This is a genomic window from Halalkalibacter hemicellulosilyticusJCM 9152 (assembly GCF_000513115.1).
In the GTDB taxonomy this organism is placed as follows: domain Bacteria; phylum Bacillota; class Bacilli; order Bacillales; family Bacillaceae_D; genus Halalkalibacter; species Halalkalibacter hemicellulosilyticus.
Genome location: NZ_BAUU01000023.1, coordinates 1 through 21,059 on the forward strand (window position 1 = coordinate 1; position 21,059 = coordinate 21,059).

The 21,059-nt window shown below is 40.2% G+C and carries 17 protein-coding genes; 15 read left to right on the forward strand and 2 right to left on the reverse strand.

Annotated features, from left to right (window positions below; genetic code table 11):
* Positions 1-252 precede the first annotated feature (252 nt).
* Positions 253-723 carry a carboxymuconolactone decarboxylase family protein gene (locus JCM9152_RS14455; protein WP_035345728.1) on the reverse strand — a complete coding sequence of 157 codons (471 nt, stop codon included), beginning with the start codon at positions 721-723 and terminating at the stop codon, positions 253-255.
* 184 nt (positions 724-907) lie between these two features.
* Between JCM9152_RS14455 and JCM9152_RS14460 the strand changes: the two genes are divergently transcribed.
* The 12 genes from JCM9152_RS14460 (at position 908) to JCM9152_RS14505 (ending at position 17,658) form a co-directional block, all read left to right on the forward strand.
* Entirely contained in the window at positions 908-1,768 is an 861-nt protein-coding gene (locus JCM9152_RS14460) for a sigma-70 family RNA polymerase sigma factor (RefSeq protein WP_035345731.1), read from the forward strand.
* A 447-nt stretch (positions 1,769-2,215) separates the two neighbouring features.
* The gene (locus tag JCM9152_RS14465; RefSeq protein ID WP_235715724.1) at positions 2,216-4,582 is read left to right on the forward strand and encodes an AraC family transcriptional regulator; all 2,367 of its coding nucleotides are present in this window, start codon (positions 2,216-2,218) and stop codon (positions 4,580-4,582) included.
* A gap of 14 nt (positions 4,583-4,596) precedes the next feature.
* Positions 4,597-5,256 carry a YesL family protein gene (locus tag JCM9152_RS14470; protein ID WP_035345733.1) on the forward strand — a complete coding sequence of 220 codons (660 nt, stop codon included), beginning with the start codon at positions 4,597-4,599 and terminating at the stop codon, positions 5,254-5,256.
* A 376-nt stretch (positions 5,257-5,632) separates the two neighbouring features.
* Positions 5,633-7,180, forward strand: a complete 1,548-nt coding sequence (locus tag JCM9152_RS14475; RefSeq protein ID WP_035345846.1) for an extracellular solute-binding protein — start codon at positions 5,633-5,635, stop codon at positions 7,178-7,180.
* A gap of 548 nt (positions 7,181-7,728) precedes the next feature.
* Positions 7,729-8,655, forward strand: coding sequence for an ABC transporter permease (locus tag JCM9152_RS14480; RefSeq protein WP_035345848.1), 927 nt, complete (start codon positions 7,729-7,731; stop codon positions 8,653-8,655).
* Between the two features lie 33 nt (positions 8,656-8,688).
* Complete coding sequence (locus JCM9152_RS24310) at positions 8,689-9,063, forward strand: ABC transporter permease family protein (RefSeq protein WP_439644210.1); 375 nt, start codon at positions 8,689-8,691, stop codon at positions 9,061-9,063.
* A 71-nt stretch (positions 9,064-9,134) separates the two neighbouring features.
* On the forward strand, positions 9,135-9,557 hold the full coding sequence (locus JCM9152_RS24315; protein WP_439644211.1) for a carbohydrate ABC transporter permease: 423 nt from the start codon (positions 9,135-9,137) through the stop codon (positions 9,555-9,557).
* Between the two features lie 395 nt (positions 9,558-9,952).
* Positions 9,953-12,127 (forward strand): glycoside hydrolase family 88/105 protein, encoded by a 2,175-nt coding sequence (locus JCM9152_RS14490; RefSeq protein WP_035345735.1) that lies wholly within the window; start codon positions 9,953-9,955, stop codon positions 12,125-12,127.
* A gap of 19 nt (positions 12,128-12,146) precedes the next feature.
* On the forward strand, positions 12,147-13,355 hold the full coding sequence (locus JCM9152_RS23390; protein ID WP_235715725.1) for a hypothetical protein: 1,209 nt from the start codon (positions 12,147-12,149) through the stop codon (positions 13,353-13,355).
* A 1-nt stretch (position 13,356) separates the two neighbouring features.
* The gene (locus JCM9152_RS23395) at positions 13,357-14,583 is read left to right on the forward strand and encodes a glycosylhydrolase-like jelly roll fold domain-containing protein (RefSeq protein ID WP_235715726.1); all 1,227 of its coding nucleotides are present in this window, start codon (positions 13,357-13,359) and stop codon (positions 14,581-14,583) included.
* 514 nt (positions 14,584-15,097) lie between these two features.
* Entirely contained in the window at positions 15,098-16,186 is a 1,089-nt protein-coding gene (locus JCM9152_RS14500; RefSeq protein WP_035345737.1) for a D-alanine--D-alanine ligase, read from the forward strand.
* Positions 16,187-16,290: 104 nt separating this feature from the next.
* The gene (locus JCM9152_RS14505; RefSeq protein ID WP_035345739.1) at positions 16,291-17,658 is read left to right on the forward strand and encodes a UDP-N-acetylmuramoyl-tripeptide--D-alanyl-D-alanine ligase; all 1,368 of its coding nucleotides are present in this window, start codon (positions 16,291-16,293) and stop codon (positions 17,656-17,658) included.
* A gap of 45 nt (positions 17,659-17,703) precedes the next feature.
* On the opposite strand, the gene JCM9152_RS14510 is transcribed toward JCM9152_RS14505, so the two are convergent.
* Complete coding sequence (locus tag JCM9152_RS14510) at positions 17,704-18,408, reverse strand: GOLPH3/VPS74 family protein (RefSeq protein ID WP_035345741.1); 705 nt, start codon at positions 18,406-18,408, stop codon at positions 17,704-17,706.
* Positions 18,409-18,604: 196 nt separating this feature from the next.
* On the opposite strand from JCM9152_RS14510, the gene JCM9152_RS21980 reads away from it, so the two are divergent.
* The 3 genes from JCM9152_RS21980 to tmk all read left to right on the forward strand — a co-directional run bounded on the left by JCM9152_RS21980 (position 18,605) and on the right by tmk (position 20,974).
* Complete coding sequence (locus tag JCM9152_RS21980; RefSeq protein ID WP_158318443.1) at positions 18,605-18,772, forward strand: sigma factor G inhibitor Gin; 168 nt, start codon at positions 18,605-18,607, stop codon at positions 18,770-18,772.
* Between the two features lie 127 nt (positions 18,773-18,899).
* On the forward strand, positions 18,900-20,345 hold the full coding sequence (locus JCM9152_RS14515) for an aminotransferase class I/II-fold pyridoxal phosphate-dependent enzyme (protein WP_035345743.1): 1,446 nt from the start codon (positions 18,900-18,902) through the stop codon (positions 20,343-20,345).
* A complete protein-coding gene (tmk, locus tag JCM9152_RS14520) occupies positions 20,342-20,974 on the forward strand; it encodes a dTMP kinase (protein WP_035345745.1) in 633 nt (210 codons plus the stop codon). The genes JCM9152_RS14515 and tmk overlap by 4 nt, the downstream gene beginning before the upstream one ends.
* Positions 20,975-21,059 lie beyond the last annotated feature (85 nt).

Here is a 21,059-nt window from a genome sequence, read left to right on the forward strand (position 1 = left end):
ATGTGTACCAATGGTTAAGCACGAGGCGCAGAAGAGCTCTGGGATATTAAGCTCTCAAGATGAATAAAACTTAAAATTGTACATTTTCGAACCTAAAATAACTCAAAGAACTCTGCCTGCTATTCTGTTTTTTAATGGAGGGAGCTTTAAAAAGTTCTGATTTGTGTTACGGTAATTGTTGAAGGGGGCGTAACTTTATCGCTATTGTTCGCCCCAACTGACGTGCTTGATAAGCGTAGTCATTAATTGTATTTAATCGGCTGAATGCTCAACTATCTGTTTTGTAGGTATGTTAAGACGATTCCATAGGTTGGCTGTAGCTAACCCAACAATAAGAGTAGCTAACGCCTGTTCATCATAGTATTTTGTAGCTTCGTTATAGACTTCATCAGGCACAGGGTCTGTTTGATCGCTAAGTTGGGTAACTGCTTCGCTAAGTGCTAAAGCAGCACGTTCAGCATCGTTAAAGTGTCGTGTTTCACGCCATGCTGCAACAGTGAGGAGGCGGATTGTTGTTTCGCCTGCTGCAAGCGCATTACGTGAATGGAGGTCTACGCATACGCTGTCCCTATTGATTTGACTCACCCGAAGGTAGGAAAGGAAGAGAGTCTTACTCGGAATACCGGTCTTCTCTGCGGATGAAAACAAGGCTTTACCTAAGGATTGTAAGACTTGATTTACATCGGGTATGATCGTTACGGGATTATTCATTCTTGATTGCATATAAAAAACTCCTTTGTTTTTTATTGGAGCTAAAATCTGCCCCTTTACTACAATGACGTATCAAATATCAGGAATGTGACAAATCTTCAAAAGTCCGTAAATAAAAATTTAATATTTTGTCACATCAGTAAAGTTTAATTCGTCATAATTTATAAAGGCTAAATTTATTAAAGGAATTGATACAATGAGCGAACATGAATGGATAGCGGAGCAATTCGAAGTACATAGGAACCATATGAAGGAGGTTGCTTACCGAATGCTTGGGTCATTGAATGACGCCGAGGATGCGGTACAGGAAACATGGTTGCGACTCAGTCGTTCTAATATGAACAGTATTGATAACTTGAGAGGATGGCTGACCACAGTTGTTTCACGGGTATGTCTCGATATGCTACGATCTCGAAAATCAAGAAAAGAGGAATCAATTGAAACGCAATTGCCTGATATGATCACTAACCATCAGGCTAGAATTGATCCTGAATTTGAAACCGTGCTAGCTGAATCTGTCGGTCTTGCACTATTAGTCGTGCTTGACTCTCTGAATCCGTCAGAACGAATTGCGTTTGTTCTACATGATATATTTGGTATCCCTTTCAATGATATTGCTTCTATTGTAGGGAAATCTGAGACAGCAACTAGGAAACTGGCGAGCCGCGCACGTCGAAGGGTTAAAGGGGTGAAAGAAACGACTGTTGAACAAGATAGGCAAGGTGAACTTATCAATGCTTTTCTTACGGCGGCCTATTCAGGTGATTTTGAAACGTTGATAGCGGCACTTGACCCGGATGTTGTGCTCTATGATGATCGAAAAGGAGCAACCAAAGTAACCCGTGGTGCAAAGGCATTGGCAAAGCAAGTGTTAGGACGTGCACAGTCTGCTCAAATAGCCATTGTAAATGGGTCAGTTGGTGTCATTGTAGCACCTAGAGGAAGGCTGCTTTATGTACTTACATTTATCATTTCAAATGGAAAGATCACTAAAATTGACTTGGTCTCCTCTCCTGCACGTATCGAACAACTTGATCTGAAAGTGTTTAGGAGCTAGAGGATGTAATCGGAAAACAATAGAGGGATGAAAAGCTTGCTCTTATAGGGCAAGCTTTTTAATAACCAATAATAATAAATGAGGCTTATATCTTCGCTTCTCATTTTAAGTTTATTGTTAGTTTGCTCGCTCATCTATTTTGTATTTGCTTATAAAGATAGGAAGAATAGACAGAGCTACTGATTGAAAATCCAAATAAACAAACGTAGTGAGCATAAACAAAAAAGTGACATTGTCGGAAAAAAACGTTCATTATATGATTGAAAGAGATATATTAAAAAAGGAGAGGTGACAAAGAAAAAGAAGACCCTGGTCGAAATCGGAACCTCTGACATTAACAGGATTGTTAATGAAACAAGCTTTTACAATACAACTTTTCTAGTGTACTATAGTAGAAAAGAAAGGGCTTACAAAAAGCCGATTTCGTATATAATCGGGGGAATTGAGTTGATCAAAAATCTCAAACATTCTCAGAGAAATAAGTTTGGATGGAAGAGTCAATATTTCAGAAAAAATTTCATACTCATTCTCTTCATTACATTTATTCCAGGACTGATGATTGGGTTAGGGATTTATTGGTTTGGGGTGAATGAAGTAGAAGATTCATTAAAGGAAATGCATGAAAATCAAATATTTGAACGGGCGCAAAATATTGATGATCAATTTGACTATTTGGAAAAATCCCTTTCTCATTGGGCGTATGACCCACGGTTTAACTCTTCGTTACTAAATTTAAATTATGTTGTTGAATTCCAGGAGACACGTGATATTGTTCAAACGTTACATGTCCTGCAAGGATCACATCCACTTATTGACCATGTAGAATTATTTGTGGACTCAGCTGTTCCTGTACTGTTTAGTCCTCATTATAATGTGTTAGAGGCCGATGAATACGAGTTCTATCAGTCAATATTAGAACAGCATAAAAATATGAGCTGGAACCGCCTTTATAGCATACCAGAGGAATCAAATATTGAGGATCCACAACCACTTGTGCTTATTCATAGCATCCCTGGAAATAGTAACGCACCTTTTGGTTCGATTATTGTAACGTTAGACCGGCAGAAAGTGGCTGATCTAATAAAAACATTAACACCTTACAATGAAGGGGCTACTTTTCTATTAAATGATGCGAATCGTGTGCTAGTATCTGAGAATAGTACTGAGGAGGCTTCCTTCGTAAGTAGCTTGAGAGATAGTGTATTAGGGAAGGCGGATTCAGATCAGGAAGGTTCTTTTGTATTTAGTGGTCAGGATGAGACATTCTCTGTTTCGTATGGAACGATGAAAAGAATGGACTCGGAATGGACCTATGTTTCAGCAGCACCGATGTCCTCTATAACTTCTCCAATCGTTATTGTTTCGACGATGATTATTTCTGTTAGTTTAATCGGATTATTACTTGCGCTCATCCTATCATGGGTTGCATCAAAAACGATTTATAGTCCTATTGCTAAGCTTGTTAAAGTGTTAGATAAAGATTCAAAATGGACTGATCATAATCATAAAGATGAATTTAAGGTAATCGAAAATCAATTTAGAGAAATGTCAATGGAAAGTCAATCATTAGAAAATCGTTTAACGACTCAATTGCCACAATTAAAAAATAGTTTTCTATTACAATTAATTCAAGGTTATTTGTATCATTACAAAGAAGAAGAACTTAAAGAACGCATGCAAAATTACGGTTGGGAATTAGATAGTCATCAATTTGTTGTCATGGATATTCAAGTATTAGGGTTAAATGAGTCAAAAACGACGATTATGAAACAAGATGAAAGCCTTGTTGCTTTTGCTTTAACGAATATTACCGAGGAAGTGTCTCAGGAGTATTTTGAGCAATGTAATGTGATTAATTTCTATGATTTGTCTGCGGTTCTTCTTATCGTGTATCCCATTAATAATGAGGTAAGGAAGAGCTTACATGAATTCTCAAATCAAGCTATGGATGTTCTTAATCGCGTTTTAAAAAGGCAAATTACGATTACGATTAGTCAGCCAACAGAAAGCATTAAGCGCATTCCTTATTTATTTGAAGATGTTCGGAAAGGAAAACGCTACCGGAACTTTGAAAAAGAAAATCAAGTGATTGATCTTGAAACATTTGAAACATCAAATGATGTAAGTCAACTTCATTATCCGTTTGAAATCGAGAAGGAGATTTTACAGGCGATTCGAATGGGACAGATTCATGAATCAGAGCAGCTTATTCGAGAGTTTATCGAAGAGCTAAAAGGCAAAGGGGTTAAAGAGATTAATATCCAACCTTGCATCACACAGTTGTTTGGAAGTATCCAACATGAGATTTTGCACTCTAGTATTCACCCATATGACCTTTTTCAAGGAAAAAATATGTATGAGGAAATTTCCCATATTGGAGATCCTGAACAAATGATTAATTGGTTAACATTTGAAGTAATTACTCCATTCATTAAAGCGTTAGAAGGCAAAGTGAACATTGAGATGAAACAGCTTGTTGAAAAGGTGTGCACGTATATTAAAGAACACTATATGGAGGATATTTCTTTAGAAAGCTGTGCAGAGGAAGTTAATACAAACCCATATACATTAAGCAAAGCGTTTAAAAAAGTAATCGGTGTCAATTTCATTGATTATGTAACAAAGTTGAGGATCGAGAAAGCGAAGGAATTACTTTTAAATACGAATATGAAAATGAATGATATCGCAGAGCAAGTTGGCTATCGTCATAGTTATTTTAATCGTATATTTAAGAAGCATATAGGCATCCCACCTAGTCAATATCGAAAGCAGAGGATAAATGAATTTATCCAAGATGGCACCGAGCGAAAATAAAGGAGGGAATGCAAATGAACCAAGGATCGATGAGTGGATTTATTACGTATTTTTATCGGTTTGGCGATTATTTCATGGTTCTTTTATATGTGAATTTGTTGTGGATTTGCTTTACGCTTCTTGGTGGAATACTTTTTGGATGGGCACCAAGTACAACAGCTATGTTTGCAGTGTTACGAAAAAGAATTATGGAGAAAAATGAACCGATTTTTTCAGAATTTTGGAAGGTGTATCGTCAAGAATTTCTAAGAGCAAATGGTTTAGGATTAGTCGCTTTAGTAGTAGCTTATATTCTTGCTGTAAATATTCAATATTTTGCAGTAGAGACGGCTTGGTTGTTTATTGCTGTACGCTATATGATTATTGCGATTATGATCATTACGGCTATTATGCTCCTGTATGTGTTTCCTTTGCTCGTCCATTATGAAACGACGTTATATCATCATATAAAAAACTCTTTATTCTTAACGATTTATCAGCCGGTTCGAACAATTGTGACCGTAGGATTATGTTTATTAGTTGTCCAAATACTGGCGATCTTTCCGGTCTTTATTCCATTCTTTGGGGTAAGCTTATTTGCTTTCGTTGTCATGTGGACAACCTACTATACATTCCGGCATGTGGAAAGAAGGCAAAAGGAAATACAGGAAGAATTAGAGAATCAAGAAACGTAAACGAACATGCATGATTTAGTTGGGTGAAATGCCCAATTGAATCATGCTTATTTAAATTAAAGTTACTATCAAAAATGTACAACAACCTTTGTTAATCAACGATAAAACGCTGAGGCAACAGCGGTGCAAAAATGTTATAAAAAACAAAAAAATGATAAGAAAGGGCTTACATTATTGATTTCATGCGGATTTTCTGATTTTTAAAAAATGACCAAGAAATGAACATTGTCGGAAAAATGTAAGCGTTTTATATTTGGTGTGAACCAAGAGCTATTAGATGTGTAGCTAGTAACCAATAAGGGGGGACACTAGTAAAAAATCATTTTTGCTCATCACTATGGTTCAAAAAAATCAATGTAATCATAAGGAGGAACAAATGAAAAAATCACTACGTTTATTAGTACCGTTTTTCGCTTTCATACTATTAGTAGCACTTATTGGATGTAGTAATGATGCAAGTCAAGATGCAAGTGATGATTCCGGTGATTCAACTGAAGAAACAGAAGATACTTCTGAAGAAAGAATGGAAGTAACCATCATGACGACGGCTTTTGCTCCAGATCCTGTAGATAGTGATAGTCCTGCTTTACAAGCAATTGAAGACTATACCAATATGGATATTAATCTACAATTGGTTGCGAATGCTAATTATGATGACCGTTTTAATGTAACGTTGGCATCCGGTGATCTTCCTCATATTATGATGGCTACAAAAACAGCAAGTTTTATTAATGCAGCTAGAGACGGTGCATTTTGGGATATAACCGATTATTTAGATGACTATGATAATTTAAGTCAAGCAAATGAGATTGTTCTAAATAATATTTCAGTAGACGGGCGAATTTATGGTGTGTACCGTGAAAGGCCATTAGGGAGAAATGCGGTAACGATTAATAAAGAATGGTTAGATAATCTAGGCTTAGATATTCCTCAAACAATTGATGAGTTCTATGAAGTGTTGAGAGCGTTTACGTATGATGATCCGAACCAATCAGGTGAAGATGATACGTATGGAATGGTCGTATCTGAATGGCATGGACCATGGGATGTGATGCAACTATGGTTTGACGTTCCTAATGAGTGGGGCTTCGATGAAAATGGTGAATTGTTACCAGACTTTATGTTTGATGAATATATGGATGCTTTAAACTTCTTCAAAAAGATTTATGATGAAGGGTTAGTAAATGAAGACTTTGCAGTAATGGACTCAGGACAATGGTTTGATCCAGTTGTTAACGGTACAGCTGGTGTTGTAGTGGACGTTGCTGACCAAGCAAACCGCTTACAAAATCGCATAACAGAAAATTACACAGATGATGAAATTATATTAGATGTATTTGGTGCGGTTGAAGGCCCTAATGGATTCCGGAATAAGCCGACACCTGGTTATCATGGAATGTTAGCTATTTCAAGAACAGCTGTCCAAACAGAGGATGAGCTACGTCGTGTTTTACAGTTTTTAAATGACCTAAATGATGAAGTACCACAAAACCTATCTTACAACGGTGTCGAAGGTATTCACCATGAAATTATTGATGGAGAATTAGTGATTACAGCTCAGCAAGATGGTGGAGAGCTGTTTGATAAAGAAGTGATGGACCTTAATCAATTCCAAATGGGTATTCCTGAAGCTAGATTTCTAAAGGGTCCTCAAACAGCATTACAAGAAAAAGCGGACCAAGTAATGGAAGAAAACTTAGATATTGTTGTTCCAAACCCTGCTGAACCATTAGTTTCACCAACTTATACAGAAAGAGGGACACAATTAGATAATATTATTGAGGATGCCCGAATTATGTATATCGTTGGTCAAATTGATGAGGCTGGCTTACAAGATGAAATTGAATTATGGTTACGTTCTGGTGGTACTGAGTACATTGAAGAAATCAATGAAGCTTATCAAATTGCACAAGATGCACAGTAAGTAGACTAAAAAGAGGCTGGGACATTACAAAAGTGTTTAGTTGAGAATTCGAACATGTAGAGAACGTAGCGGATGAAATATACGTAGACTCCTTTGGGATTGAAGAGGCCACTGAAAAAGTCCTTTTTAGTAACTCAAAGAAGAGTAATGGCTCCGCTCGTTGCGCGCTTGATATGAGAAACCCACTCATATCAAGGCTTTCAAAATCGGGCAACGGCTACGCACACTACTTAAAGGCCTAAAAAAGTGAAAATCGCACTTTTTCAGCGGCCTCATGGAAAGTGAAGTATATTTCAGGAGCGATGAATGTGCTCCACTCTGTATTTGTTCGCTTTTTCATTTATTAAAATACTTTTGTCCCAGTCTCTTTTCTTAAAAGATAAGCATGTATAAATTCTTAGTCGTTTAATCAAAGTGGTGTCGGCTTCGTACGTTACACGTTGATCTGTAACGACTACGTACGATGCAATTGAGAAAAGACGCCGTGCTTTTTTCTTATAGAAAGGAGAAGGAAAATGCCGAAAGTAAATGTAAATCCATCGACACAAATGGAACCTATGCAAGTGCATAAATTGACAAAATGGCAAATGCTTAAAAGAGATAAATGGATTTATTTTCTATTACTACCTGGACTTATTTGGTTTATTGTTTTTAAGTATGTTCCAATGTGGGGAACGCTTATTGCCTTTCAAAATTATTCGCCCTTTTTAGGCTTTTGGGGGAGTGAATGGGTAGGATTTACTCATTTTGAACGGTTATTCCAAAACCCTGATTTTTACCGGATTTTACGTAATACATTGATCTTAGCTTTATATGAAACAATCTTTGTTTTTCCTGCGCCGATTATTTTAGCACTTATGTTAAATGAAATTCGGTTCAATCCATATAAACGAACGATTCAAACGCTAGTTTATTTACCAAATTTCTTGTCTTGGGTTATCGTAGCTAGCTTAACATATGTATTCTTCACAACAAGTGGTGGGATTGTCAATGTGATTGTTGAGAATATCACAGGGAACACGATTTTCTTTTTAGGAGATCCAGAGTGGTTCCGTACGATGATCGTTGGACAACAAATTTGGAAAAATGCCGGTTTTGGAACGATTATTTTCTTAGCGGCATTAGCCAATGTGAGTAAAGAACAATATGAGGCAGCGATTGTTGATGGTGCTGGCCGATTTAGACGAATGTGGCATGTCACATTGCCAGCGATCAGGCACGTTATTGTCATTTTATTAATTTTAAATATGGGGAACTTCCTTGATCAAGGGTTCCAGCAAATTTATTTAATGACGAACTCATTAAATCGTTCTGTTGCTGATGTGTTTGATGTGTACATTTATTTCTCAGGTATCACTCAAGGAGCGTTTAGCCATAGTACAGCAGTTGGTCTATTTAAAGGCGTTGTTGGAATTGTTTTAATTTTGACGACGAGATATATTGCTAAGAAGTTAAAGCAAGAGACATTATTTTAAATTGTCTAGCTTAGAAATGGAGGGATAGTGGTTATGAAATCACATAACACACCACTAGGAAGAGTTTTCGATGTGTTTAACCATATCATTCTAGCCTTAATTGCACTTGCGATGATTATACCGTTTATGTATGTGATTGCCGGTTCCTTTGCGACGGAAGCGGAGCTAGCGCAAAGACCGTTCTTTATTTTTCCAGAAACCTTTACGATGGGTGCTTATCAATATATTTTCTCAACAGCGACGTTTGTGCGAAGTATTGGTGTATCCGTCTTTGTGACAGTGGCTGGAACCGTTGTTAGTCTAGCCCTTACGTTAACGATGGGATATGCGCTATCGAAAGCACGAATTATTGGGCATCAATTTTTCATTTACCTTGTCATCTTCACGATTATTTTCCAGGGTGGATGATTCCAACATATCTCTTAGTACGTGATCTAGGTTTATTAAATTCGTTATGGTCACTGATTATGCCGATTGCGATGAACCCGATGTGGTTAATTATCGTTATTTCCTTCTTCCGCACACTTCCACGTGAGCTGGAAGAATCTGCACGAATTGATGGATGTACCGATATCGGTGTCTTTTGGAAGATTGCGTTGCCTTTATCAAAGCCGATTATCGCCACGTTTACACTATTTTATGCGGTGCAATATTGGGGCGACTATTTCAATGCGCTTCTTTATATTTCCGATTCCACGAAATATCCGGTTATGCTGTTATTGCAAAACATTATGACGATGGCTGATATGCGTTTCGGTGAAGTCGATGCGCTTATTGAGGCACCAGATGAATCGTTAAAACTGGCTGTTATTGTTGTCGCGACGATTCCAATTATGTTTGTTTATCCATTTTTACAAAAGCACTTTGCTAAAGGAATGCTGTTAGGGTCGGTGAAAGGATAAAGCTAGTAGGGAAAAAGCAGATGAAGAGGATAGGGGATAAGTAAAATGTCCCTCTTAAGAAGAACAATTAAATGGAAAAACATCCTGCTCTGATTACCGCTTCGGACATACACTCCGCTTTTTGCGGTCGGCTAGTGAGCCTCCTCATGCTAGCACTTTGCGGGGGTCTTATGAGGGCACCAAAAAAATTGAAAACCAACCTTTTTCAATGCCCTTCCTTTCCTCCCGCAGGAGTCTTCGTGTATGTCCTACGCTAGTATGGATGAGTCAACTTTCCCTTTGTGAGAGAGGAAATAAAGTTCTGAACGTTTTTATCGATCAAGTTAGAACTCTTATTGGTGAAGTTAAATCCTATCCTCATCTCTAGTTCCAATGATAGTGTGGGAGTGATAGATATGGAGAGCTATATTCATGTAAATGAAAGTCTTTTTACGAAAGTTAATCAGCAAATAGAAGAAGCATTGACGACGATTACGAATCGATATATTGGGCAAAACCCAGCGCATCCAATGGTCTATCGAGCGTTTAGTAACGATGGGTTGACGCGATTAAAGGATTACCGATATGAATTTAATTTTGGCGAACGATTCCCTCAGTGTCAAAATGGGCAGTTTATTTATGCGTGGGGAAAGCTCTGGCAGGATGAAGAGGCTGAATTCATGTTTGCGCTCAATTGCTTTGGTCCGGTGCATATTCATTTGAACGGTGAATTTGTGTATCGCTCAACGATTGTGGAGGAGTTAGATCCAAAGAAAAGGGTAGGCTTTCGTTTCACATTGAAAAAAGGCTGGAATCATTTTGTGCTTCGCTTTGAGAAAACCACATCAGGAATCGGCGGTATATTTGGAACGGGTTCATTTAAACGACATCCGATGCATGTTCTTTCTCCAACATATGAACGAGAAGGGCAGGAGGGGTGGATTTTCACAGAGCCACTCGCTCAACCGTTAGAATGCTTGCCTGATGAGGAGACGGCATCTAAGATAGACTGGCTTCCTGCTATCGATTGGATAGAAGATCAGCGCTTACAAATGACGAGAATGTTTGGAAGTGAGACCGGTCAAGTCGCTGTTGCATGGACGAAGCTAGTGGTCCCTTATACGAGTCAGCAAGAGATTACGTTAAAAGGGTATGCCTATGGTGCGTTGACACTATCGGTTAATGATCAAATTGTTTTTGAAACAAAGGAAGATCAAGAAATTGCAGTTTCTTTACCATTGTCTTATGGGGAGTACGACATAACGGTGATATGTACGTGTGTGAGTGAAGAGTGGGGCTTTGAGCTTGATCCTGTACAAGAGAATGTCTCCTTTACGCTTCCATACCCTGTAAAAGGGGCAAGAGAAAATTGGCTCTATTTAGGAACTTTTGCGACAGAGGAGAACGTGGATGTAAAAGAAGCGAAACGATTTGATACAGTCGTAGAAAGTACAAAGGGCCCAACGTTTTGGCGCTTAGATCAACCGAATACGTGGGTGAGGCCCTATTTAGAAAATCGTCTATTTGGAAAATGGGATTATCCGTTAGGGGTGACGCTATACGGCCTTATCCAAACAGGGAAAGAATTAGAGCGAACGGATATCGTCCATTATGCGCTGCAACATATTGAGACGAGCACATCATTATATCAATACTCTTTGTGGGATAAGGAGCAATACGGTGCAGCCGGGGTGAATAATCAGCTGTCGGCGATCGACAGTCTGGATGATTGTGGTTCTTTCGGTTCAACGATGCTTTTGGCAACCGAAATAAGAGACATTCGGGATGCGAATAGGATTGCCGATGATATTGCTCATTATATAACGAATGTCCAAGATCGACTATCTGATGGAACGCTTTATCGGCGCTTTGGTAGTGTTTCGTTCATGAAGGATACGATTTGGTGTGACGATCTTTATATGAGTACGCCATTCTTATGCCGCTATTTTAAAAAAACTGGTGAGCTCTCCTACTTAGAAGATGCTGCCAATCAGTTTCTCCATTATAAACAATTAATGTATATGCCGGAAGAGAAGATCATGTCGCACGTGTATGATTTCAAGTTTGATACGGCAACGAAAGTACCGTGGGGACGAGGAAATGGTTGGGTATTATTCTCACTTTCAGAATTGCTAGAAGTGTTACCAGAAGATCACTCAAAGCGCCCTGCATTAATCAGCTTCTTTCGTGAGCTATGTGAAGGCTTCCTTGCCTTACAAGGGGAACATGGCTTATGGCATCAAGTATTGACTGATTCAACATCATACGAAGAAACATCTTGCACATCGATGTTCATATATGGGTTTGCACGGGGTGTGCGTCATGGCTGGTTAATCGATCCCAAACCGTATATAGAGGCATCCTTTCAAGGCTGGGAAGGGATGACCAGAAGAGCGATTGATCAATATGGCAATGTGTATGGTGTCTGTCAAGGCTCTGGGTATGCGTTTACGATAAGCTATTATCGTGATGATTTATCGTGGATTTTAAATGATACGCACGGAATTGGGATTGTCCTGTTAGCTGGAATTGAGCTATTAAAGTTAAAAAAGTCATTACATGAACGTAATGCAGTATTGGTTGAACGATAAAATGGAACCGAGGTGACCTATGAAATTAGACTTACATGAAGCCTTTCAAAACCCGGGTCATGAATTTTCACCGATTCCGTTTTGGTTTTGGAATGATCAATTAACGAATGAAGAGATTAAAAGGCAAATTCACGAGATGGACGAGAAAGGGGTCAATGGCTTTGTGCTACATCCTCGTATCGGCATTCCTAAGGATATCGGCTATTTGACTGATGCCTTTATGGGTTATGTGAAAGTCGCTGTTCAGGAAGCGAAGAAGCTAGGGATGTCAGTGATTTTATATGATGAGGCGATGTATCCCTCTGGGTCGGCGAAAGGGATGGTCGTCAAACGTAATCCGTCATTTGCTAGTAGAGGGTTACAGGTTATCGAGCTACCTTGTGAGGTAGAAAAGGAACATACGATCGATCTAACTGAAGAGGATCGACTGATTGCCGTTTTTGCTGCGGAGAAAGTAGCTGAAAACGAACTGGAGCCAGATTCGATACAAGAGCTTGAGCCTCATGAGCAGACTGTTCGATTTGATGCGCCTCAAGGTGATGGACGATGGGTCATTCTGGCTTTTATCGAAACGAATTCGGGGGGGAATATACGAGGTATCCATTTCGGTGAGGACGATGGAGAGGAGCATGCTCCGCCATCTGCTGATTTACTAAATCCCGAAGCGGTTAAGGCGTATATCGATCTCACGCATGAGCGTTATTATGACGCGCTTCAAGACGAGTTCGGCCAAACGGTGATCGCGATGTTTACCGATGAGCCTGATATTGTAGGGCGCAATGCCAAGGAAGGCATCAAGCCGTGGACAGGTGGTTCATTTGCCTGGTATGAGCAATATGGAGGCAAGAAGAGTGACCTACCAGCATTATGGTATGACGTGGGAATAGAAACGGCCTCCATACGTAAGCGTTATGAGCAAGCGGTCTATCAACGACTTTCAACCGTGTATTATGAGCCATTAAGCCGCTGGTGTGAAGAGCATGGGATTGCTTTAACGGGTCACCCAGCGGAAAGTGATGACATTGGCTTACTCGACCATTTTCAAATACCTGGACAAGATGTCGTTTGGCGGTGGGTCGCACCGGAAGATAACAAAGGAATAACGGGACGCCATTCAACGGCCGGAAAATGCTCCGCCGATGCTGCACGACACCGTGGGAGAAGAAGAAATGCCGATGAAGTGTTGGTGTTTGTAGCAAGAAGGTGGATGGGATCTTTCCCCTGGTGATATGAAATGGTATTTCGATTGGCTATTTGTCAGAGGAGTAAACCTGATTATCCCCCATGCCTTTTATTATTCCATTGATGGCAAGAGACGGAGCCATGAGCGTCCGCCAGATGTTGGGATGCATAGTAGCTGGTGGCCTTACTACCGGTTTTTTAGTAATTATATTAAGCGTGTAAGCTGGCTTATGACCGATAGTGTGAACACGACGAAGGTCGCGGTTCTTTGTCGAGAGAATCACTTGCCGTGGGAAATGGTGAAGCCCTTCTATGAACAGCAAATTGAATTTAATTATGTCGAGGAAGCCCTCCTGTTGTCTAAGGCTGAAATGGCGGCTGGCTTGATTCAAATTGAGGCACAATCGTACTCGACCGTTGTTATAGACGGGCGTTATTTGCTTGAGGAAAAGACAAAGCAACAGTTACGAGACTGGATAAAGCAAGGGGGTACGGTGATTACCGTTGGCGAAGAACAAATCGTGGAAGGAGCGATCATCGTTGCAAAACCTGAAGAAGGAGCGAATCGGTTAATCGAGTCCGAACAGCAAACGGTTCGATTAAATCCACGATGCCCCGACATTCGGATCAGTCATGTTGAAAAGGGAGATCGCTTCTTCTACTTGCTTGTTCATGAAGGCGAAGAGTCATTCAATGGTACGGTCACAATACGTGAAACAGGTACAGTTGAGTTGTGGGATGCATGGAAAGGAACGATAGAGGAGCTTGGTCAAGCGAAGGAGGTTCCTCTCACCTTACATCGACGTGAGAGTATCATCCTAATGGTCGATCCGAATAATCGAGAGTCGATCATTAGAGATCCTGAGCCAATAAAGGAACCGATTAAAATGATCGAACTCAATCAAGAATGGACGGTAACAGGAGAAGCATTCGAAAGACAGACGACCGCGTTACAATCATGGACAGAGTGGCCGCAAATGACCTATTACTCAGGAACGCTCACCTATAGGACGACTCTTCACTTGCAGGAACCGATTGAGAAGGCCGTTATCGATTGTGGTGAAGTCGAAGAAATCGTCAAGCTGACGGTGAATGGAGAAGAAATAGGTGTGAAGATGTGGGCACCTTATTCGTTTGAGGTAGCGGGTTTGTTACGTGAAGGAGAGAATGTGATCGAGCTAGCTGTGACGAACAGTAAGGCTAATGAAATGGATCGGTTGGCTTTGCCTTCCGGGTTGATCGGGCCAGTTACGGTTGAGGTGTTTGGGGAGTAACATCCTATATTGATGGACTTGAATATCAGATTTCAGGCAATCTTAAGAAGCTGTGGGAGCTGAAGAGGAAGGGTTTAATAGCCTTGTGATGATCAATAAACTTATTATGTAGTTGTAAATCATTGATTCAAGCACATTCCCACTCAAATTTGGCCAACCATAAATCGAGAGAGCTTCGCAAAGCAAACAGCAGCTATCTACGTATATTTCATTTGCTACGTCCGCGCATTGCTCAGATTTCTCAGCTGAACACGTTTTAGTCTTCTTCTCTACATTTCTTTACAGTCTAATCATTTAGGGTACTAGGTTCAAGTCTATATCTTTCACTTTATTACACTCTTTGTTTTACACAAAAAACTTCCCCAAATTCATCCCAAAAGAAAATGTTTTGACATACATTAGTGAATAATAGGCTAATGAACTAGTGTGAGCGTATAAATGAATGAAAAATGAGTCTTTCATTTGGGAGCGGTAGTGTTACAATATAAAGGGAAAATGGATGTGGAGGTTGAATATGAAAATAAAACTTGGGTTATTATACGGTGGGAAATCGGCTGAACATAAAGTATCATTACAAACAGCAAAGGCAGTTATTCAAGCATTAGACTTAACCAAATATGAAATTCATCCTATATATATTTCTGAAACAGGTGAGTGGATCAGAGGAGAGCAGCTACAACGTCCAGTCGAGGATGTGAAGGAGCTCCAATTAAAAGAAGGAGAAGTCGTTTCTCCAGTTGCACTAAACTCAGAAATCTTCCCGGTTTCAATCAACCATGAAACGAAGGCTGATAAGATTGATGTTGTTTTTCCATTGCTTCACGGTCCGAATGGGGAGGATGGGACGGTGCAAGGCTTATTAGAGCTGTTAAATCTCCCTTATGTTGGCAATGGCGTACTAGCATCTGCTGCTGGTATGGATAAAGTAATGATGAAAAATATTTATGAGCAGGCAGGAATTAAGCAAGCGAATTATGTATCCTACATTCGACCTGATTGGGAAAAGGACACGGAAGTAGCGTATCAAAACGTCGAACAAACACTTGGATACCCGTGCTTTGTGAAGCCAGCGAATTTAGGCTCAAGTGTTGGGATTAGTAAATGTAACGATCGAGAGAGCTTAGAAAATGCTTTTAAGGAAGCCTTTGAATATGATCGTAAAATTATAATTGAGGAAGGAATCGACGGACGCGAAGTGGAAATTGCCGTTTTAGGAAACGATGACCCGCAATGTTCAGTTGTTGGTGAAATCGTCCCGAAAACCGATTTCTATGACTATAAGGCGAAATATGAAGATGGAGACACGGGACTTATTATCCCTGCTGACATTACTGAAGCGGAATATAAAGAAATCAAGCGTGTAGCGATACAATCGTTCAAAGCGCTCGACTGCTCTGGGCTCGTTCGTGCCGATTTCTTTTTGACGAAGGACGGTGACGTGCTCATGAATGAAGTGAACACGATGCCAGGCTTTACACCATTCAGTATGTTCCCGATGCTGTGGCAAGAATCAGGCGTGCCATACTCCGAGCTCATTGAGAAGCTCGTTCAGCTAGGAGTAGAGCGTCATGAGGAGAAACAGAAGATTAAATATACCTTTTAAGACACATATATAGTAATGAGGTTGACTCGATAGTGAGTCAGCCTCCTTTTACATAACGTATAATTAGAAGTGGATGAATCATTTTTCCATAAGGAGCGATTGCAATGATAAAGAGGACATTTAAGGATATTGCTAAATGGGTGAACGGTGATGTGGTTGAAGGAGATATTAGCTCTGTAGAAGCAGTAGGCGTTTCGACAGATACAAGAACGATTCAAAGAGGGAACCTATATATCCCTATCGTTGGTGAGAACTTCAATGGTCATGACTTTGTTAGTACTGCTATCGATAATGGGGCAGCTGGAGCACTTTGGCAACGAAATCAGCCGAATCCCCCTGCTCATATACCGCTTATTTATGTAGAGGATACGCTATTGGCGTTGCAAGACTTAGCTAAAAGCTATATGGCAAGCCTGTCTACAAAGGTCGTTGGTATTACGGGTAGCAATGGGAAAACAACGACGAAGGATATGGTCACGTCTGTACTCGCGACGATGTATAAAGTTCAGAAAACAGAAGGAAATTACAATAACCATATAGGATTACCGTTAACGATTTTGCGATTAGAGGGAGATACGGAAATTGCCGTGTTGGAAATGGGCATGAGTGGGCGTGGAGAAATTGAACTTCTTTCGTCCATTGCTAAGCCAGACGCTGCGATTATTACAAATATCGGAGAGTCTCACTTACAGGATTTAGGCTCTCGTGAAGCGATTTCCGAAGCGAAGTTTGAAATTACAGCAGGCTTGCGGGAAAGTGGAATGCTTATCATCGATGGTGATGAACCATTATTAACAGAAAAAGTCGTAAATAGCCCGTATCAGGTGACGACGGTTGGTCGTTCTAAGGAAAGTGACTATTACCCAATGCAAATAAAGCAGAAGAGCGAAGGTACTTATTTTACGATAGATGGTGAGGGAGAGTTCTTCATTCCTGTTCTCGGTAAGCATAATATTCATAATGCTCTTTCAGCGATTGCGCTTGCGAAGACGTTAGCGGTATCGAACGCTAATATTAGAAAAGGGCTAGAAATGATGAAGATAACAGGGATGAGAACGGAATTGCTCGAAGGAAAAGCTGGAGTGAGGGTCATTAATGATGCGTACAATGCTAGTCCAACTTCCATGAGAGCTGGGATTGAACTGCTGCAGGATTTACAGGGCTATAAGAAAAAAATAGTTGTGCTCGGTGATATGCTCGAGCTCGGTGAAAAGGAAGAATCATTCCATTATGATGTGGGAAAAGGGATTGACAAAGAGAAAATCGATTATGTTATCACATTTGGTGCACTCGGCAGAAAGATTGCGGACGGGGCGAAAGAGAATTTTTCAATTGAGAGGGTCCATGCTTTTAATGACAAACAAGCATTGATTGAAACATTGAAGCGGATCGTTGAAGAGGGAGATATTGTCTTAGTGAAAGGATCCCGTGGTATGAAATTAGAAGAGGTTGTTGATGCATTGGCTAAATAGTAAATAAGGATCTTGGCATATGCCAGATCCTTATTTGTATATTTTTTAAGATGACGCTGAGCTTGAAGCAGCGACTACTGCTGTGGTTGTCACACTTGTTATAACGGCTGCTTGCATGGCTTGCATCGTATCAGAAACGGCTTTGCCGTGTGGGCTCTTTTTCATCAACCTGTTAATCTTTTCTTTTGCTAGCTTGTATTCGTCTTTTGAGAAGAGTTGCTTGTCAATTTGGCATGCTTTTAGTAAACCAATTAAGCTAAAGATTTGCTCTTCCATCTCTTGATCTTCATTGGATAGGACGGCCTTTCTCAATTTTTCACGAATGCTATCTTCTCTGCCAGACTGAGTGGAAGGATACACGTTTCTAGTGAAAAGAAATAACACCTTTTGTTCATCCTTTGTAAGAATTCCTTTTTCAATTAGGCGTTCAATGAAGGGGATATGTTTCTTATGCCAGTTTATGTGAAATCCGAGTGTTTGTACAACACGTTGCAGCTTAGGTGTTTTTCCGTGGTATTTGTCTTTTAAATAAAGCAAAGAGTCGTTTAAAAGCTCATCTTTACAATTAGCATTCTGTGGAATATGGATGGTTTTGTCTTTTTCATTATAATCTAAGCAACGTTGCATTGTTAATTCCATTAAAATCGCACCAGCTAAGCCATAGTGAATGGATTGTGATGCATTCATGTTTATTTTCCCTGTTTGATCATCTAAAGCAATTAATAATAGTTTTTCGGCAAGGGTTAACATACGTCCAACCTCCTTAATGATAAAGGCACTAAAAAAGGTAAAAACCAACCTTTTTCAGAGTCCTTTCCTATACTAAATATACGAAAAGATTAGAAGGAAGGTTTCAGGTATGGATAGGCACAAAGCATATTCCTGCGAATAACGTATAGTATGAGACTTTCCTTGTTTGCCGACAATGGAGTAAGAGGTGATAAAGGTGGTTCGTATCCAATGTAGTGTGTGTAAGAAATGGTGTGTTGAAACGATCACGTTTCGGTCTGTTTCCCTTTGTGATGAGTGCGAAAAGATTGTCGTTCAAACGGAGATGGGTGAAGGGGCTTATGATCAGATCGTTCATACATTTAGTGAAACGATGAAAAAATAATATGGAAAATGCGTAACCCAACTATGATACATTATAGTTGGGTTATAAAACGTGTACAGTTGTTTTAAAAAGGTTTAATACCGATCCTTTTGAGCAAGTGTAAAAAGAAAGAAATAAGGTGAAGGGAATGAAGCAATCAATGCCATTAATTACGGCGATTCAACAGCATATAGAGCAGCAACCTCTCTCGTTACATGTTCCAGGACATAAAAATGGTCACGTTTTCTCACACGCGTTGCAAGGTGATTTTCAATCTGTGCTACCGTATGATGTAACGGAGCTAATAGGGCTTGATGACCTCCATGATCCAACTGGCCCAATTGCTCTGGCACAACAGAAGGCAGCTCATTTTTATCAAATGAGTGAAACTCATTTTCTTGTTGGGGGGTCAACAGCAGGGAATATTGCGATGGTGTATGGTTTATTTGAGCGAGGAGATACAGTCCTTTTGCAACGCAATAGTCATAAGTCGCTTTTTCATGCATGTGAGATTGCAGGAGTGACACCGATCCTAGTGACACCGGAGTATGATGAGCATTTAGGGCAAGGCGTTGGAATAACAGCAGCTATTGTCAGACAAGCTCTGGAGCAATTTCCACAGATCAAAGGTGTCATATTGACGTATCCCAATTATTTCGGTGTGAGTATGGACATTCAAGAGGTGATTGAGGAGGCGAAGAGGCGGGGATTAGTTGTACTAGTCGATGAGGCTCATGGGGTTCATTTTGTCATTAGTCAGCAGTTTCCCCCATCAGCGTGTGAATTAGGAGCAGATGTCGTTGTTCAATCTGCACATAAGATGCTACCAGCGTTAACGATGAGTTCTTTTTTACATATAAGTAAGCACCTTCCTATGGAGGCTGCTCATAGAATAAAAGAAGCACTAACGATGTTCCAGTCAAGTAGTCCATCTTATTTATTAATGGCCTCATTGGATGGTGCTCGCGAGTTTGTTGAAAGATTAACAGAAGGGGATATTGCAGAGATCTTAGCAGGGATTGAAGCGATTAAGCGAGAATTAAGTACTATACAACAGATTAAAGTGATAGAGTCGAATAATCAAAGCTATCATTATGATCCGTTAAAAGTTACAATTAGATCAAGAACTGCATTATCAGGCTATCAGCTGCAGGATGTGATGATGGAGTGTGGCATGTACGTTGAATTAGCAACAGAGCGAGATGTTCTGCTCGTGTTTGGCCTGGCTCCCTTACGTTTGGACACAGGTGTGCTAGATAAGCTAAGAGAAAAGCTTTCTACCTATTCTGTCGTGAACGAGAAAGATTCCATTTCTCTCTCCTCATGGGCGTCAGATGTGCGCTTTACTGAAATGAAATTAGGTCGAGTTCATAAACTTCAGCAAACAACAATTCCACTCACCGAAGCGTCTGGACGAATGTCATTAGAGTCGATTATTCCGTACCCTCCTGGTATTCCCGTATTACTGCGAGGAGAGGTGATTCAGCAAGGAACGGTTGATTATATTCAACAATTAGCCGATGCAGGTGCTCGTTTTCAAGGGAAGAAACGAGTGGATGAGGTTTTAGTAGTAGATTCGGAGGAAATAGAATGAGTAAAGGTTTGTTTATAACAGTAGAAGGTGGAGAAGGTGCGGGGAAGACGACGACGCTTGATCGCCTTGAGGAAGAGCTTGTCGGAAGAGGTTATGACGTACTACGGACGCGTGAGCCAGGAGGTATTCGAATTGCCGAACAGATTCGCGAGGTGCTATTGAATACAGCCCATACAGAAATGGATGGTCGAACAGAGGCACTCCTCTATGCTGCAGCGAGAAGGCAACATTTAGTGGAGAAGGTCTTACCAGCTATTGAGGCGGGGCAAGTCGTACTGTGTGATCGATTTATCGATAGCAGCTTGGCCTATCAAGGATATGCGCGAGGTATTGGGGTGGATGCGATCCAGTCAATCAATGACTTTGCGATTGATGGGTGTATGCCTCAATTGACGCTTTTCTTTGATGTTGATCCGAATATAGGATTACAACGGATTGCGGCTAATCAGGAGCGAGAAAACAACCGCCTTGATCAGGAAAAGAAAAGCTTTCACGATCGTGTTCGTCGGGGCTACGAGCTATTGTTAGAGCAATACCCTGATCGTATAAAGAAAATAAATGCTAATGAAGATGTTGAAACGGTTTATCGTATGGCTTTGGCAGAGGTAGAGACTTTATTAAAAGAGTAAGTAAATGGTGGGGGTGCTTTTGGGGTTATCTGAAAGCCGCTTTCACGAAAAGTCACGAATCGATCATTCAAATGACGGGAGCTGA

What these genes read in the sequence shown, in the direction of transcription:
- JCM9152_RS14500 (WP_035345737.1), top strand. Translation starts at nt 15,098, where the DNA reads ATGAAAATAAAACTTGGGTTATTATACGGTGGGAAATCGGCTGAACAT.
- JCM9152_RS23390 (WP_235715725.1), top strand. Translation starts at nt 12,147, where the DNA reads ATGAAATTAGACTTACATGAAGCCTTTCAAAACCCGGGTCATGAATTT.
- JCM9152_RS24315 (WP_439644211.1), top strand. Translation starts at nt 9,135, where the DNA reads ATGAACCCGATGTGGTTAATTATCGTTATTTCCTTCTTCCGCACACTT.
- JCM9152_RS14480 (WP_035345848.1), top strand. Translation starts at nt 7,729, where the DNA reads ATGGAACCTATGCAAGTGCATAAATTGACAAAATGGCAAATGCTTAAA.
- JCM9152_RS14505 (WP_035345739.1), top strand. Translation starts at nt 16,291, where the DNA reads ATGATAAAGAGGACATTTAAGGATATTGCTAAATGGGTGAACGGTGAT.
- JCM9152_RS23395 (WP_235715726.1), top strand. Translation starts at nt 13,357, where the DNA reads ATGAAATGGTATTTCGATTGGCTATTTGTCAGAGGAGTAAACCTGATT.
- JCM9152_RS14460 (WP_035345731.1), top strand. Translation starts at nt 908, where the DNA reads ATGAGCGAACATGAATGGATAGCGGAGCAATTCGAAGTACATAGGAAC.
- JCM9152_RS14510 (WP_035345741.1), bottom strand. Translation starts at nt 18,408, where the DNA reads ATGTTAACCCTTGCCGAAAAACTATTATTAATTGCTTTAGATGATCAA.
- tmk (WP_035345745.1), top strand. Translation starts at nt 20,342, where the DNA reads ATGAGTAAAGGTTTGTTTATAACAGTAGAAGGTGGAGAAGGTGCGGGG.
- JCM9152_RS14515 (WP_035345743.1), top strand. Translation starts at nt 18,900, where the DNA reads ATGAAGCAATCAATGCCATTAATTACGGCGATTCAACAGCATATAGAG.
- JCM9152_RS14475 (WP_035345846.1), top strand. Translation starts at nt 5,633, where the DNA reads ATGAAAAAATCACTACGTTTATTAGTACCGTTTTTCGCTTTCATACTA.
- JCM9152_RS14490 (WP_035345735.1), top strand. Translation starts at nt 9,953, where the DNA reads ATGGAGAGCTATATTCATGTAAATGAAAGTCTTTTTACGAAAGTTAAT.
- JCM9152_RS14470 (WP_035345733.1), top strand. Translation starts at nt 4,597, where the DNA reads ATGAACCAAGGATCGATGAGTGGATTTATTACGTATTTTTATCGGTTT.
- JCM9152_RS14455 (WP_035345728.1), bottom strand. Translation starts at nt 723, where the DNA reads ATGCAATCAAGAATGAATAATCCCGTAACGATCATACCCGATGTAAAT.
- JCM9152_RS24310 (WP_439644210.1), top strand. Translation starts at nt 8,689, where the DNA reads ATGAAATCACATAACACACCACTAGGAAGAGTTTTCGATGTGTTTAAC.